Genomic DNA, 15,851 nt, shown 5'->3' with positions numbered 1-15,851 from the left:
GGAGATGATGAGGCCGCTGCGGTCGTCACTGCACGACTCGACGCGGTCGCCCCCCGGAGGCGCATGGGAATGGGATCGACTCGCCGCAGGTGACGGCCGACGCGACGTCCCGGTGCCGGTCGACGTCGCGGGCGCGACCGAGGCCGTGCAGGGCGTCGGGGCTATCCGTCCGGACAGCTCCTACCTCCTCGCGACAGATGGCGTGAACGTCGTCGAGACCATGGAGGCGCCGGACGTCGTGGATGCCGCGGAGCGCGTGCTGTCGGCGATGCGGGACGCGGCGGGGTGAGGAACGATCGCGCGCGCATCGCGGCCCCGCGGCATCCGTAGACTCGACTCGTGGTCACCCGTATGTCGCACCTGTTCCTCCGCACGCTCCGTGAAGACCCCGCGGGCGCCGAGGTCGCCAGTCACAAGCTGCTGATCCGCGCCGGCTACATCCGACCGCAGGCGGCGGGCATCTTCGCCTGGCTGCCTCTCGGCCTGCGCGTCAAGGCCAAGATCGAGCGCGTCGTGCGCGAGGAGATGGCGGCGGCCGGTGCGCAGGAGGTGCACTTCCCGGCGCTGATGCCGCGCGAGGCGTACGAGGCGACGGGACGCTGGGAGGAGTACGGCGACCTGCTGTTCCGCCTGCAGGACCGCAAGGGCGGCGACTACCTGCTCGCTCCGACCCACGAGGAGGCCTTCACCCTCCTCGTCAAGGACCTCTACTCGTCGTACAAGGACCTGCCGCTGACGATCTACCAGATCCAGGACAAGTACCGCGACGAGGCCCGTCCCCGTGCCGGCCTGCTGCGCGGCCGAGAGTTCACGATGAAGGACGCGTACTCGTTCGACGCGAACGACGCCGGGCTCGAGGCGAGCTATCAGGCCCAGCGCGACGCGTACGAGCGCATCTTCCAGCGCCTCGGTCTCGAATATGTCATCGTCCAGGCGGATGCCGGGGCCATGGGTGGCTCCCGCTCGGAAGAGTTCCTGCACCCGACCCCCGTCGGCGAGGACTCGTTCGTGCGCTCCGCGGGCGGGTATGCCGCGAACGTCGAGGCGTTCACGACGGTCGTCCCCGAGGCGGGGCCGATCGACGGGCTGCCGGAGCCGGTCATCTTCGACTCGCCTGACACCCCCACGATCGAGACGCTCGTGGCACACGTCAACGCCACCCTCGAGGGCGAGTTCACCGCGGCGCACACGCTCAAGAACGTCGTGCTCGCCCTCACGCACCTCGACGGCACGCGGGAGCTCGTCGTCGTGGGCCTGCCCGGCGACCGCGACGTCGACGACAAGCGTGTGGAGGTCGCCTTCGCGCCGGCCGAGGTCGAGCCGGCGACGGCCGAGGACTTCGCCAAGAACCCGCTGCTGGTCAAGGGCTACATCGGCCCCTGGTCGCCCGAGGGCCCGGTGCTCGGCGAGGAGTCAGCCACCGGCATCCGCTACGTCCTCGACCCCCGTGTCGTCGACGGGACCTCGTGGATCACGGGCGCGAATGTCGACCAGAAGCACGTGCACTCCCTCGTCGCGGGCCGCGACTTCACGGCCGACGCGTTCGTCGAGGTCGCCACCGTGCGCGAGGGTGACCCGGCGCCCGACGGCTCGGGCCCGGTCTCGATCGCGCGGGGCATGGAGATCGGTCACGTCTTCCAGCTCGGCCGCAAGTACGCCGAGGCACTGGGGCTGAAGGTCCTCGACGAGAACGGCAAGCTCGTCACGGTCACGATGGGCTCGTACGGCATCGGCGTGACCCGCATCCTCGCGATCATCGCCGAGCTCAACAACGACGAGCGTGGACTCATCTGGCCCGCGTCGGTCGCTCCGTTCGACGTGCACGTCGTGGCGACCGGCCGGGACGCCGCGGCCTTCGAGCTGGCCGAGCAGCTCTCGGGCGAGCTCGAGGCGACGGGCCTGGAGGTCGTCTACGACGACCGCCCGAAGGTGTCGCCCGGCGTGAAGTTCGGCGACGCCGAGCTGGTGGGCGTGCCGCGCATCCTCATCGTCGGGCGAGGCGCGGCCGACGGCCAGGTCGAGCTGTGGGACCGTCGGACGGGCGAACGCGAGACCCTCGCCGCGGCCGACGCGGTCGCGCGACTCACCGCCCGCTGATCCCCGCTTCCGGTCGCCGGATGCCGCGCAGATTGCGGCATCCGGCGCACGTGTTTCTGCGGTCGATAGGCCGAAGTGCGCCCGACGACGGGCAGCCGCCGAGAGACCCGGGGCTCAGAGGTCGGCGTAGCGCGCTCGGAAGACCGTGAACACGCCGTAGGCGATGAGCCCGGCCCCCACGACGACCACGATCTCGGGGCCGAACGTCAGGTCGAGCAGCGCCCGGATCGCGGCATCCAGGCTGCCGGCCTCGTCGGCGCGCGAACGCACGGCGGCGACGATGAGCACACCGCCCAGCGACCCCAGAGCAATGCCCTTCGCGATGAAGCCGAGGACCCCGAGGCTCTCGACGGCGCGACCGACCGCTCCATCGGGGATCGTCATCTTCGAGTGGAAGGAGCGCCGCACGCCCATCACGACGAAGACCACTCCGGCGATCGCGACGCCGACCCCGACGAGCACGATCGCGAACACGCCGCCCGGAAGGGCGAGGATGCCGCGGCTCGCGTCGCGCGCGGTCTCGTCGGCCTGCGGGCGGGCGCCGAGCGCCACGGCGGCGGACAACCCGCCGAAGAACAGGAACACGACCGCCTGTCCCCACTCCGCGACCCGCAGCCCCCAGACGGCCGCGCCGCGCCGCCGTCGCGAGGCGAGCATGCCCTCGGCCAGATGCCACACGCCCAGCGCGGTCAGGAGAGCGGCTGCGGCCCACAGCGCGACGAACCCGAGCGGAAGCTCGGCGACCGCGCGGAAGGCTCCCGTCTGGTCGGCGTCGCGGTCGCCGCCGAAAGCCACCGCGACGATGAGCGACCCGATCAGCAGGTGCACGAAACCGTTCGCGACGTAGCCGCCCCGGGCGAGCACGCGCGCCGCGGGATGCCGCTCGACGGCACGCGCCGCGTCGTGCACCCCGTGTTCTGCCATCCCGCGAGCCTACGACGGCACGAGGGCGAGGAGGCGGCGGCGGGCCGGGACGCGGCGGATGCCGCCGCGCCCCGGCCCGGGGATCAGCCGCGGGCGATGTGTCGGCGACGCAGCGCCAGGAGCACGCCACCGAGGACGGTGAGCACGGATGCCGCCACGGCCAGCGGCATCATGAGGCCCGAGTCACCGCCGGTGGCGGCCAGCGAACCGTCGACGTCCGCGGCGGGTGCGCCGGTCGGCACGGTGCCTCCCGATGCGGTCCCGCCGGGAACGGTCCCGCCGGGGAGGGTGGGCGTCGGCGTCGTCGGAGCCGGAGCAGGCGCGGCGGCCGCGATCGCGAAGGCGACGCGCTGCGGCGTGATCGAGCGCGCTCCGAGAGCCTGCGAGAGCTCGACGGCGTGCTCGCCGGCGGTCAGGCCCGAGGTGACGACGATCTCCCACGTGCCGTCCTCCGCCACGGCGGTGACGGCGCCGCCGAGGTCGGCACGTGCCGCCAGGCCCTCGACGGCGGGCGCCAGGCGCACCTCGGCGCCGGGGAAGCCGACGCCCGCGAAGCGCACGGACGACACATCGGCGGCGAGCTCGCCCGACGGCGCCTCGCGCAACTCGAAGCCGGTCAGGTCGGCGCGCTGCGTCAGCCACTCGTCCGGCGTGGTCGGGCGGTCGATGATGCGCGTCTCGCCGATGCAGCCGTGCCATCCGTTGCGCGCGGCGTCATCGGTCCAGTCGGCCCCGAGGATCCACGAGTGTCCCTCGTGCCAGGCCATACCGCCGACGTTCGTGGCGTTGCGCAGCACCGGGGCCCCGTCGACGTACATGGTCGTCGTGCGCGACGCGGGGTCGTTCACGATCGCGACGTGCTGCCACTGGTCGACCATGATCTCGCCCGACCAGTTGACGCGGTCGCCGAGCGTCGCGTCGGCGTCGAGGCTCGTGTACTGGAACTCGCGCAGGTTCGAGATGCCCAGCGCGGTGGGGGAGGCGGTCCAGTCCCAGCGGGTCTCGGGCACACCGATCTGCGACCGGTTGCCGGTGCGGGTCAGGGCCTTCGACCATCCGTTCGCCGAGGCGTTCCAGTCGGGGTCCATCTTCACGAAGGTCTCGATCGTGTACCCCTGCGACAGGTCTGCCTCATTGATCGGGGCGTCGGGGGCCGTCGTCAGGTAGCTGAAGCGCGATCCCGACGAGTCGTCGAAGCACACGGCCGCCGCGTCCGACGAGTAGCCGTGCACGTCGGAGGACTGGACGGTCACGTCCTCCCAGAGTGTCCCGACCGCGTTCGTGTCGGCGGGGTCGGGACGGGTGAGGTCGTTGTCGCCGGCGATGTCCTCGATCACCGTGTCCGCGTCGACGACGCCGTCCTGACCGTTGAATCGCCAGTGCGCGAGCGTGCCTTCGGCCTCGACGAAGTCGAGTTCGTTGCCGGGGGCCTCGGTCGAGATCGGATCGGGGCCCTCGAAGCCGTCGAGGAGGATCGCGCGCGCGGCCTCCGTCAGCCTCGGCTCATCGGCGGAACCGGCGGTGAACCCGGGAGCGAAGCCGGCGAAGCGTTCGCGGAAGTCGATCGAAACCGAGAAACGCTGATGCTCACCGTCGAGGAGGGGCTGGTCGTAGCTCGTGAGGCTCTCCTGCGGCTTTTGCACGACCCACGGCGACCCCGTTTCGAGCGACAGGCGGCCGTTGGTGAGGTCGAACTCGACGAGGCCGAGGTAGCCGTTGCCGCCCTCGTACGCCATCTGGTAGTCCATCAGCACCTGATGCACGTCGTGGCCGAAGTCGTTCTGCTTGACCTGTCGCGTCGCGCCGTGGAAGTGGCCGTTGAAGGTCAGGAAGATCTGGTCGTTGCCCCGGATGAGGCGGTCCCACATCCGCTGGCTGTCGCCGGTCTCGACGGGGGAGGTCTGGTCGGCCGCGACGCTGATCAGGGCGTGCGAGGTGAGGATGACCGGGACGTCCGGGTGCGCGTCGAGCACGCTCTGGGCCCAGGCGAGCGTCGCGTCCGAGGCGTTCCAGGCGACGGCGAGCGACATGAACCGCTGGCCTTCGGCCTCGAAGATGTGGAACTGGCTCAGCCCCAGCGGGTCGCTGCCGCCGTACGTGCTCTGCGTCGCCGCCCGTGTCGCGCCGAACCAGCGGGTGAAGGGCTCGTTCGCGACGTCGAGCTGGTCATCGCGGACGCCGCTGTTGAGCACGTCGTGGTTGCCGGGAAGGATCGAGTAGGGCGCAGCGGCCTCGTCCATGGTGCGCATGGCGGCGTCGGCCGCACGCCACTCGGCCTCGACCCCGGCGCGGTCGACGATGTCCCCGAGGTGCAACGTGAAGGGAATGCGCAGGTCGTCCGCGTGAGCCGTCAGCCACTCCGTCTGCGTCGCGAACGGGTCGGTGCCGTAGCGCGGCAGGAACTGGTCGGCCGAGTAGCGCGAGTAGAACTGCGTGTCGGGCAGCACGGCGAGGGTGAAGCGGGAGGCGAGGTCTTCGGCGGGAGGCGCGGCGGCGGTCGCCGCGGTGGTTGCGGGCGCGGCCACGGCGAGACCGGCGGCGAGGCCCGCCACGGTGAGGGCGGCGGCGGTGCGACGCGTGCGAGTGGCTGACGGAAGGCGTGAGGACACGCGGGAACTCCTGTTCGACGGGGAGGGCGGCGCGATGTGCGCCGATCCCGACTCTGGAGAGACTCCGTGACGGCTAGGTGTCCGAGGGGCGACCGCCGGGTGGCTCAGCGATGGCCGAAGTCGTGCCGTCAGACGGAAGGAATCGGGCCGGAACGCGCAGCGATGTGCGTGCTCCGGCCCGATCGGCGTATCCGGGTCGTCAGTCCATGACGAGGACGGCCTTGACCGCCTTGCCCGACTGCGTGTCGGCGATGGCCTGCTCGATCTGTGAGAACGGGTACTTGGTGATGAGCTGGTCGAACGGGAAGCGTCCGGCCTCGTGCAGCGCGAGCATCTCGGGGATGAACTTCTGCGGCACCGCGTCACCCTCGATCGCGCCGACGAAGGTCTTGCCCGAGCCCGAGATGGACGCCAGCGCGATCTCCGTGCCCGGCTTCGGCACACCGACAAGCGCGATCTTCGCGCCGAACGCGGTGGCGGCGACGATCGTGTCGACGACCGCGGGAACGGCCGTGGTGTCGACGGCGAAGTCCGCGCCGACCCCGCCGGTGATCTCGAGGATGCGCGCCACGGCGTCTTCGTCCTTGCTGTTGACCGTATGGGTTGCGCCGAGCTTCGCCGCGAACTCGAGCCGCTCCGGGATGATGTCGACCGCGATGATCGTCGTGGCGCCGGCCACCTTCGCCCCCATGATCGACGACAGCCCCACGGCGCCGGTGCCGGTCACGATGACCGATGCGCCGGCGGGAACGTCGAGCGAGTTGAGCACGGTGCCGGCTCCGGTCTGCACGCCGCAGCCGAGGGGGCCGGCGATCTCGACGTCGGCGGTCGTCGGCAGCTTCACCGCGTTGCGGGCCTCGACGATGACGTGGCTGGCGAACGAGGACTGTCCGAAGAACGAGCCGTGCACGGCGGAACCGTCCGCGGCGGTCATGGTGGCCGAGCCGTCCTCGCGCGCCCCGCCGAAGTTGAGCGCCATGAAGTTGCGGCAGTAGGCCTCGCGTCCCGTGAGGCAGTTGGTGCAGTGGCCGCACGAGGCGAACGACACCGCGACCTTGTCGCCGACGTCGTAGCCGACGACGGCATCGCCGACCTGCTCGACGGTGCCCGCGCCTTCGTGGCCCAGGACGAACGGGAACGCCGCGGGGATGTGACCGTGCTGCACGGCGAGGTCGGTGTGGCAGAGGCCGGTGGCGGCGACCTTCACGAGCAGTTCGTTCGGACGGATGTCGTCGAGGGTGATCTCCTCGAACGTGAACGGTGCGTCCTGGCCGTGGAGAACGGCGGCGTGCGCAGTGGTGGTCATGAGGGGTTCCTTTCGCGTTGCGGTCGCGGCGGCGAAGCCGTCGTCGCGACCGATGTCACGATCGGGCGTCGTCTCCCGCAGCGCGGGCCGCCCGGTCCTCAAACAGTATGCGCCTGAATCGATACAGGGGAGGCGACGCGGAACCACGCGGGCCCCAGCGGCAGGATGCTGCGACCGAGCGTTCGCGCGTAGAACTTCTCGAGCAGCATGTACGCCGCGAGCGCCGAGGCCAGGAGCAACGCGACCGAGCCGGCTGCTCCGACGGCCGGCGGCCCGCCGAACGCGGTGACCGTCTGCAGGCCGAGGCCGGCCGCGACGGCTAGCAGTGTCACCGGTAGCACGGTGTTGCGCGATGCCGCCGAGAGGGCGAACACGAGGGCCAGGATCGAGAACATGAGCGTGAACACGCCACGCGCGGGCCCCTCGACCTCGAAGAACCCGAGCTCGCCGCCGAGCAGGAAGCCGGGCATGCAGATCCAGTACCACCCGAAGGCGTTGTAGACGATGAAGTGAAAGTCGTCGCCCGCGAAGTACGACAGCATCCCCGCGGTGACCTGAACCACGCCGCCGAAGACGGCACCGACCCAGAACACCGGGCTCTCGTTCTGCAGTCCGAGATGCTCCAGCTGTGCCGTGAGCGTGGCGATCACGAAACCGAGCAGTCCGATCAGTCCGGGATCGGCGAGGCGGGGAGCGCGTTCGGTCATGCCCCCAGTATCCCGAGATCGCCCGCTCGACGTGGCGTCCTCGGCGCCGGGCAAACACGTTCCCCGCCCCATCGGGTAACGTGGGATGGATGCCGGTAGCGCGAAACGCGCCCGGACAAGAGCTGAATATGGAGGGCCCCATGGACATCGATCTCTCATTGCTGCGCACCGTCGAGCGAGAGAAGGAGATCCCCTTCGACGAACTCGTCCGCATCATCGAGCAGGCGGTCCTCACGGCGTACGCCAAGCACACCTCGCCCGACGGCGAGCTGCCCGAAGGGGCTCGTGCGGAGCTCGACCGCAAGACCGGCCACGTCGCCATCTACGTGCCGCTCCGCGATGACGAGGGCGCCGTCATCGGCGAAGAGGAGTCGACTCCCGACGACTTCGGCCGCATCGCCGCCTTCGCCGCGAAGCAGGTCATCAGCCAGCGCCTGCGCGACATCGCCGACGACGCCGTGCTGGGGGAGTTCCGGGGCAAGGAGGGCGACATCGTCGCCGGTGTCATCCAGCAGGGGCCGAACCCGCGCATGGTGCACGTCGACCTCGGCACGATCGAGGCCATCCTCCCGCCCGAGGAGCAGGTCGCGGGCGAGGAGTACCGGCACGGCTCGCGTCTGCGCGTCTACGTGACCTCGGTCTCGAAGGGCACCAAGGGCCCCTCGATCACCGTCTCCCGCACGCACCCCGGACTCGTCCGCAAGCTCTTCGCCATGGAGGTGCCCGAGATCGCCAACGGTCTCGTCGAGATCACCTCGCTCGCGCGCGAAGCCGGTCACCGCACGAAGATCGCGGTCAAGGCCAACGATCCCTCCATCAACGCCAAGGGCGCCTGCATCGGCGAGTTGGGCCGCCGCGTCCGCGCCGTCACCGAAGAGCTCGGCGGCGAGAAGATCGACATTATCGACTACAACGCCGACCTGCCGGCGTTCGTGGCCAACGCCCTGTCGCCGGCCAAGGTCACCTCGAGCTTCGTGCTCGACGCGGCCACGAAGGCCGTCCGGGCGCTCGTCCCGGACTACCAGCTGTCGCTCGCCATCGGCAAGGAGGGGCAGAACGCCCGCCTCGCCGCGAAGCTGACCGGCGCGAAGATCGACATCCAGCCCGACTCGATCCTGGAGTCCTGACGAAACCGGTACGTCGGTCGAGGGGGTAGAATGGAACCTGTTCGAACGTGCGTGGGCTGTCGCGCGCGTGCCTCCCGGTCCTCACTCCTACGAGTCGTGGTCCGCGACGGCGTCTTGATCGCAGATCGAGCCGCGTCGCTGCCGGGCAGGGGCGCGTGGGTGCACGAGACGCACGAATGCATGGATGCCGCGTTGCGGCGCCGCGCGTTCGGACGAGCCCTGCGGGTGTCCGGCCCACTGGACACGCAGGATTTCCCGATTGATCACCAGCGCAAAGGCTGAACGGCTATGGACACGAAGTGAACGGCTCGAAATGAGACCCGTCCGCGCTTAAGCGGTCCGCCCTGTCCGAGGGTGGGCCTTCAGACAGGAGAATTGTGGCAAAACCACGCGTACACGAGATCGCTTCCGAACTCGGCGTCGACAGCAAAGTCGCGCTCGCGAAGCTGAAGGAGCTCGGCGAGTTCGTCAAGAGCCCCTCGTCCACCATCGAGCCCCCCGTGGCTCGCAAGCTGCGGGCTGCGCTCGAGGCTGAGGGCGGCTCTGCCGCCGCGGCTCCCGCTCCCGCTGCGTCGGGCGGCGCCAAGCCCGGTGCCGCTCGTCCGGGTGCGGCGCGCCCCGGCGCCGGCAAGCCCGGTCCCGCCGGAGCGAAGCCCGGCCCGGCCGTCAAGCCCGGCCCCGCGAAGCCCGCCGCGCCCGCAGCTCCGGCTGCCCCCGCGGCATCCGCCCCGGCAGCTCCCGCTGCGCCTGCTGCGTCGTCGGCGACCCCTGCGGCGCCTTCCGCTCCGTCGGCCCCGACGCCCGGCGCCGGCAAGCCCGGTCCGGCCAAGCCGGCAGGCCCGACGCCCGGCGGCTCGCAGCCGCCGCGTCCGGGTGGCGCACGCCCCGGCAACAACCCCTTCGCGCCCTCGCAGGGCATGGGCCAGCGTCCCGCCGGTCCCCGCCCCGGCAACAACCCCTTCGCCTCGGCGCAGGGCATGGGCCAGCGGCCTACGCCCGGCAACATCCCGCGTCCGCAGGCCCCGCGTCCCGGTGCTCCCCGTCCCGGCGCTCCGCGCCCCGGTGGCGCCGGTCGTCCCGGCGGCGGCGGTCGTCCCGGTGCTCCCTTCCAGCAGCGTCCCGGCGGTCCCGGTCGTCCCGGCGGTGCCGGCGGCTTCCAGCGTCCGGGTGCTCCCGGTGGCGGTTTCGCCGGTCGTCCCGGTGGCGGCGGCGGTCGCGGTCGCGGCCCCGGCGGCGGCACCGCAGGCGCCTTCGGCAAGGGCGGCGGCAAGTCCAAGCAGCGTAAGTCGCGTCGGGCGAAGCGGCAGGAATTCGAGATGCGGTCGGCGCCGGTCGTCGGCGGCGTCAACGTCCAGAAGGGCAACGGCGAGATCATCCGCCTGCGCCGCGGTGCATCGATCGCCGACTTCGCGGACAAGCTCGAGGCGCTGCGCGGCTACACGGTGCAGCCCGGCACGCTCGTGACGATCCTGTTCAACCTGGGCGAGATGGCCACGGCCACCGAGTCGCTCGACGAGGCCACCTTCGAGGTGCTCGGCGAGGAGCTCGGCTACAAGATCCAGATGGTCTCGCCCGAGGACGAGGACAAAGAGCTCCTCGAGGGCTTCGGTCTCGATCTCGACGCCGAGCTGGAAGCGGAGAGCGACGAAGACCTCGAGATCCGTCCTCCGGTGGTCACCGTCATGGGCCACGTCGACCACGGTAAGACGCGACTGCTCGATGCGATCCGTCAGACCAACGTGGTCGCGGGCGAGGCCGGCGGCATCACGCAGCACATCGGTGCGTACCAGGTCTGGACCGAGCACGAGGGCATCGAGCGTGCGATCACCTTCATCGACACCCCGGGTCACGAGGCGTTCACCGCCATGCGTGCCCGTGGTGCGCAGGTGACCGACATCGCGATCCTCGTGGTCGCGGCCGACGACGGCATCATGCCGCAGACGGTCGAGGCCCTGAACCACGCGCAGGCCGCCAACGTGCCGATCGTGGTCGCGGTGAACAAGGTCGACAAGCCCGACGCCAACCCGGCCAAGGTTCGCCAGCAGCTCACCGAGTACGGTCTGGTCGCCGAGGAGTACGGCGGAGACGTCATGTTCGTCGACGTGTCGGCTCGACAGGGCACCAACATCCAGGAGCTCCTGGACGCCGTCCTGCTCACCGCCGACGCCGGTCTCGACCTGACGGCGAACCCGAACAAGGCGGCGCGCGGTGTCGCGATCGAGGCCAAGCTCGACAAGGGCCGCGGTTCGGTCGCCACGGTGCTCATCCAGTCCGGAACGCTCCGCGTCGGCGACGCGATCGTCGCGGGAACGGCCTACGGTCGCGTCCGCGCCATGATCGACGAGAACGGCGACGCGGTCGACGAGGCCTACCCCTCGCGCCCGGTGCAGGTGCAGGGTCTGAACTCGGTGCCCCGAGCCGGCGACGTGTTCATCGTCACCGAGGAGGACCGCACCGCGCGTCAGATCGCGGAGAAGCGCGAGGCTGCCGAGCGCAATGCCCAGCTGGCCAAGGCCCGCAAGCGCATCTCGCTCGAGGACTTCACCCGTGCTCTCGAAGAGGGCAAGGTCGAGTCGCTCAACCTCATCATCAAGGGTGACGTCTCGGGTGCCGTCGAGGCCCTCGAGGAGTCGCTGCTCAAGATCGAGGTCGACGACTCCGTCCAGCTGCGGATCATCCACCGCGGCGTCGGCGCCATCACCGAGTCGGACATCAACCTGGCGACGATCGACAACGCGATCGTCATCGGCTTCAACGTCCGTCCCGACACGAAGGCGCGTGAGCGTGCCGCCCGCGAGGGTGTGGACGTCCGGTTCTACTCGGTCATCTACAACGCGATCGACGACGTCGAGCAGTCGCTCACGGGCATGCTCAAGCCGGAGTACGAAGAGGTCCAGTCGGGTGTGGCCGAGATCCGCGAGGTGTTCCGCTCCTCGAAGTTCGGCAACATCGCGGGTGTCATCGTCCGCTCGGGCACGATCACGCGCAACGCCAAGGCGCGCGTCATCCGCGACGGTGTCGTGATCGCCGATGGTCTCGCCATCGAGTCGCTCCGCCGGTTCAAGGACGACGTCACCGAGGTCCGTACGGACTTCGAAGCCGGTATCGGCCTCGGCAAGTACAACGACATCCAGATCGGCGACGAGATCGAGACGACCGAGATGGTGGAGAAGCCGCGCGGCTGACCCATCGTTGGTTGCTACGGCGACGGATGTCGCTCGGATAACAGGACCCCCAAGACCCCGACTATCCGAGCGACATCCATCGCCTCCGCAATCGCCGGTCCGCCGACGAGCGGGCCTGAGTAGGGAGAAGAAGGTATGTCCAGCGAACGTCAGTCGCGTCTGGCCGATCGCATCCGCGTGCTCGTGGCGGAGCGGCTCGAGAAGGGCCTGCGCGATCCGCGCCTCGGCTTCGTGACCATCACCGACGTGCGTGTGACGGGTGACCTGCAGCACGCGTCGGTGTTCTACACCGTGTACGGCTCCGACCAGGAGCGAGCCGACTCGGCCGACGCCCTGCGCGCGGCGACGGGCATGCTCCGCAGCGAGGTCGGTCGCAAGCTCGGCGTGCGGGTGACCCCCACGCTCGAGTTCATCCTCGATGCCATCCCCGAGAACGCGGGTCACATCGAGCACCTGCTGCGCGAGGCGCGCGAGCGGGATGCCGCCACCGCGGCCACCGCGACGGGCGCGAGCTACGCGGGCGAAGCCGACCCCTACGTCAAGCCTCGTGAGGCCGACGAGGACGAGGACTGAGAAGAGGGATGCCGCGCTGCCGCGGCATCCCTCTTCCGTCCCGTCACCGGGGGAGGCGCAGCCGGCCGTCGACGGCTTCGACGAGGCCGTCTGAGACGAGCGAGTCGATCGCGCGGTCACGCTGAGCGGCGTCGGGCCAGTCGCCGATGACGTCCTCGGCGGCGACGTCGTGCGTCGTCGCAGCGCGCAGGACTCGGAGGATCGCGCCTCGTGCCTGCCGGTCGCTGCCCTCGTACCGCGCCTGCTTCACGCGGGTGTCGCCGGTGTCGGGATAGCCGGCGGCGCGCCACGCGCAACGGTCGGCCAGCGGGCACGCAGCGCACTTCGGTACTCGGGCTGTGCACACGAGCGCTCCCAGCTCCATCGCCGCCGCGTTCACAACGGCCGATGCGGCGATGTCGTGGGGCAGGATCTCGGTCATGTCGGCGAGGTCGCGCTTCGCCGCCGGCCCGGGCTGCGAACGCCCCTGCACGGCTCTCGCCAGGACGCGGCGAGTGTTCGTGTCGACGACCGGATGCCGGTCGCCGTACGCGAAGACGGCGACGGCACGCGCGGTGTAGTCGCCGATACCGGTGAGCGCGAGCAGGTCGTCGACGTCGCGGGGCACAACCCCGGCGTGGCGGTCGCGGATCTCGACGGCGGCACGGTGCAGCCAGAGCGCGCGCCGCGGATAGCCCAGGTTGGCCCATTGCCGGACCGCGTCGGCTGGGGCCGCCGCGGCGAGATCCGCCGGTGTCGGCCATCGCTCGAGCCACGCCTCCAGCAGGGGGATCACCCGGACGACGGGAGTCTGCTGCAGCATGAACTCGCTGACCAGGGTTCCCCAAGCCCCGAACCCCGGGCGTCGCCACGGGAGATCGCGCGCGTTGTCGCGGTACCACGCGATGAGCGGCGAGGCGAGGTCGGGCATCCGTTCAGCCTACGATGTCGTGGCTGTGCTCCTCCGTTCCGAGCTGCCGCCGCCGCAGTCTCAGGGTGACGGGCTCATCGCGCAGCTCGACGACGCGCGCGCTGCCGTCCGCGTTGTCCTGCTCGTCCCGCCACGTGAACCCCGAGCCGGTATGAACGATCGTGGTTCCCGCCGGACACAGCCACGAGGCTGCGGGGAGTCTGCGCAACTCGACCGTCGCCGAGGCCTCATCCCACGCCAGGCGGTCGATCACGATGCCGCCGCGCGCGCGGAGCCCCGTGACCTCGCCACGCGGCCACCGTGCCGGAAGCGCGGGCAGCAGCTGGAGGGAGTCCATCGTCGACCGAGTGAGCATCGACGCGACGACGGCGGGCAGCGCTCCGCTGGCGTCGAGGTTGAAGATGCTGTCGGCGTCGTGGGTCGTCGTGAGCGACGGCCGCCAATGCAGGAGTGCGAGCCATTCGACGCAGCGCACCGCCGCCTCCGCATCGCCGAGAGCGGCAGCCGCCTGACCGAGCTGCCCGAGCCCGAACGCCATCTCCATCCGGCCCGGCGGGGGAGCGGGATCATGCGCACGCCAGGCGATCTTCGCGTCGATCGTCCGACGAGCGGCCTCGCGCAGCGCGGCGGACGAGGGGCTGTCGGCGGCGAACATCTCGTCGGCGTCGTACCAGAGCGGGTACAGCTGCGAGACGTGTCGGTGCGCGATGTTCTCCGGTACCGCCGGATCGAGCCACTCGGCCAGCGTCCCGTCGGGTGCGACCGCCAGGTCGGGGAGGGTGTTCGCCAGCGCGTCCCACCGCTCGTCGAGCGAGCCGTCTGCCCGGGCTCGACCGAGCAGACGGGCCGCGCGGGCGGCGTCGCGGTAGGCGGCGACATCGACGGCGGCGTCGACCGCGAGCGGCGTCGCCCACCCGGCCGGAGTGTTCTCGGGTGAATAGCTCGGTGAGAAATGGCGGATGCCGTCGACGACCACCGTCGCGGTCTCACCGAAGGACAGCACGCCCTCGACGAGCTCCCAGAGGCGATCGTCCACGATCGAGCGGTCGCCCGTGAGCGCCAGGACGTCGGCCGCGATCCGGAGGACCCAGGGGCCGGCGCCGGCCCAGAAGACGTGCGGGTAGGCGCGGTCGACATGGTTGGCGATGCCGTGAGTCGACATGCGCGAGGGGAGCAGCATCCCGTCGGCGCCGTAGATCCGCCGCGCATTCGCCCGGTAGTCGTCGAGGTGCGGAAGGACGAGCCCGAGGAGCGAGAGCGCGAGCTCGGGTGTTCCCGTCACGCCCACGCCGGCAAGGGCCCCGTTCTGCACGTTGCCGTTCATCGTGTAGTCGGCCGACCATGCCGGCCTCCAGGTGCCCTGCCAGACGCCCTGGAGGGTCGGCGGCAGCTCTCCGGCCGACGAGATGATGTTCGACCGGCCCGAAACATAGGCGATCTCGATCGCGCGACGGACGGCGTCGGCGCTTCCCGATCGGGCGTCCCGCCACAGCTCACCGGTCGTCGCCGTGCCCACGCCGGGTGCGACGTCGAGGTCGAGCAGCGATGAGGTGACCAGGGAGCCGTGATCGCGCTCCTGCGAGCGGAGCCGGTCGTCCCAGTCGGCAGCGCGCGCGGGATCGAATGGCTGCCCCACGACCGACAGATCGACGCGCACCGTCCGCCTCACCCCCGCGGGTACGAGCACGCGAGCCTCGAGCGCGTCCGCATCCTCCCGCCAGGCGACGCCGGGCTCGGGGATCGCCGCGGTCACGGTGGCGAGGAGTCGACCGGCGACGTCGACGATCTCGAGGCATCCGGTGTCGCCCGCGCGCAGGCGCCCCGTGACGGTTCCGGTGTAGTCGGGAGCGAACGACGCGGCGGGGGTGTCGTCGACGGGAGCGAGTGCCAGGCGGATCCGCATCTCGGTGTCGGCGTCGGCTTCGAGGGCGAGCTCGATCGTGTCGCTCGCGCGCGGTGCGACGACGCTGACCCGATGGGACGCGTCGGACTCGTCGCGCCAGGCCACGCTCGCCACGCCGCGGACGAGGTCGATCTCGCGCGTCCCGGTCGAGCATCCGCCCGAGGTTGCCACCGTCAGCGAGCCGCACAGCGCGAGCGGGTCGGTCCAGACGAGCTCGGCGAACCCGGCGTCGGTCAGCGCGGCGTCGAAGATCTCGGCGGCCAGCGCCGGGTTGCCGCTCCCGAGGGCCGCCCGCAACCGCGGCAGGGCGGGATGCAGCCGGGGTGCCGGTGGCCGCGGGTTCGCGGGCAGGAAGAACCTCTCGTGGGCCATCGAGATGCGCAGCTCGTCGCCGGGTCCGTGGACGACGGCGCCGACACGACCGCTTCCGACGATGACGCCGTGCTCCCACGACTCGGCGGGCTCCGTGCTGCGGAAGACCAGATCCGGGTCGGCTTTCACGAGTGCGCC

The 15,851-nt window shown here is 70.9% G+C and carries 12 protein-coding genes; 6 read left to right on the top strand and 6 right to left on the bottom strand.

Going from position 1 to position 15,851, the window contains the following annotated elements; all coding sequences use genetic code 11:
* The first annotated feature begins 112 nt into the window (after positions 1-112).
* Complete coding sequence (locus tag O1W71_RS10020; protein ID WP_269267712.1) at positions 113-289, top strand: hypothetical protein; 177 nt, start codon at positions 113-115, stop codon at positions 287-289.
* Positions 290-339: 50 nt separating this feature from the next.
* Positions 340-2,097: a proline--tRNA ligase gene (locus O1W71_RS10015; RefSeq protein ID WP_269267711.1), complete on the top strand. Its 1,758-nt coding sequence runs from the start codon at positions 340-342 to the stop codon at positions 2,095-2,097.
* 114 nt (positions 2,098-2,211) lie between these two features.
* On the opposite strand, the gene O1W71_RS10010 is transcribed toward O1W71_RS10015, so the two are convergent.
* The 4 genes from O1W71_RS10010 to O1W71_RS09995 all read right to left on the bottom strand — a co-directional run bounded on the left by O1W71_RS10010 (position 2,212) and on the right by O1W71_RS09995 (position 7,643).
* Positions 2,212-3,021: a DUF1206 domain-containing protein gene (locus O1W71_RS10010; protein ID WP_269267709.1), complete on the bottom strand. Its 810-nt coding sequence runs from the start codon at positions 3,019-3,021 to the stop codon at positions 2,212-2,214.
* Positions 3,022-3,104: 83 nt separating this feature from the next.
* Complete coding sequence (locus tag O1W71_RS10005) at positions 3,105-5,630, bottom strand: LamG-like jellyroll fold domain-containing protein (protein WP_269267708.1); 2,526 nt, start codon at positions 5,628-5,630, stop codon at positions 3,105-3,107.
* Positions 5,631-5,829: 199 nt separating this feature from the next.
* Positions 5,830-6,936: an NAD(P)-dependent alcohol dehydrogenase gene (locus O1W71_RS10000; RefSeq protein WP_269267707.1), complete on the bottom strand. Its 1,107-nt coding sequence runs from the start codon at positions 6,934-6,936 to the stop codon at positions 5,830-5,832.
* A gap of 98 nt (positions 6,937-7,034) precedes the next feature.
* Positions 7,035-7,643 carry an acetate uptake transporter family protein gene (locus tag O1W71_RS09995; RefSeq protein ID WP_269267706.1) on the bottom strand — a complete coding sequence of 203 codons (609 nt, stop codon included), beginning with the start codon at positions 7,641-7,643 and terminating at the stop codon, positions 7,035-7,037.
* Between the two features lie 140 nt (positions 7,644-7,783).
* On the opposite strand from O1W71_RS09995, the gene nusA reads away from it, so the two are divergent.
* From nusA to rbfA, 4 genes are all read left to right on the top strand, one after another.
* A complete protein-coding gene (nusA, locus tag O1W71_RS09990; RefSeq protein ID WP_269267705.1) occupies positions 7,784-8,770 on the top strand; it encodes a transcription termination factor NusA in 987 nt (328 codons plus the stop codon).
* 30 nt (positions 8,771-8,800) lie between these two features.
* Complete coding sequence (locus O1W71_RS09985; protein ID WP_269267704.1) at positions 8,801-9,052, top strand: YlxR family protein; 252 nt, start codon at positions 8,801-8,803, stop codon at positions 9,050-9,052.
* A gap of 95 nt (positions 9,053-9,147) precedes the next feature.
* Positions 9,148-11,955, top strand: coding sequence for a translation initiation factor IF-2 (infB, locus tag O1W71_RS09980; RefSeq protein WP_269267703.1), 2,808 nt, complete (start codon positions 9,148-9,150; stop codon positions 11,953-11,955).
* Positions 11,956-12,090: 135 nt separating this feature from the next.
* A complete protein-coding gene (gene rbfA, locus O1W71_RS09975; protein ID WP_071919310.1) occupies positions 12,091-12,528 on the top strand; it encodes a 30S ribosome-binding factor RbfA in 438 nt (145 codons plus the stop codon).
* 43 nt (positions 12,529-12,571) lie between these two features.
* Here the strand turns inward: rbfA and O1W71_RS09970 are convergent, their stop codons facing one another.
* Positions 12,572-13,438: an A/G-specific adenine glycosylase gene (locus O1W71_RS09970; RefSeq protein WP_269267701.1), complete on the bottom strand. Its 867-nt coding sequence runs from the start codon at positions 13,436-13,438 to the stop codon at positions 12,572-12,574.
* A 4-nt stretch (positions 13,439-13,442) separates the two neighbouring features.
* A complete protein-coding gene (locus O1W71_RS09965; RefSeq protein ID WP_269267700.1) occupies positions 13,443-15,842 on the bottom strand; it encodes a glycosyl hydrolase family 95 catalytic domain-containing protein in 2,400 nt (799 codons plus the stop codon).
* Positions 15,843-15,851 lie beyond the last annotated feature (9 nt).

The organism is Microbacterium sp. H37-C3, from assembly GCF_027157935.1.
Taxonomy (GTDB): Bacteria; Actinomycetota; Actinomycetes; order Actinomycetales; family Microbacteriaceae; genus Microbacterium; species Microbacterium plantarum.
Note: the sequence above shows the minus strand (reverse complement) of the source record. Positions and strands in the feature narration are given on the sequence as shown.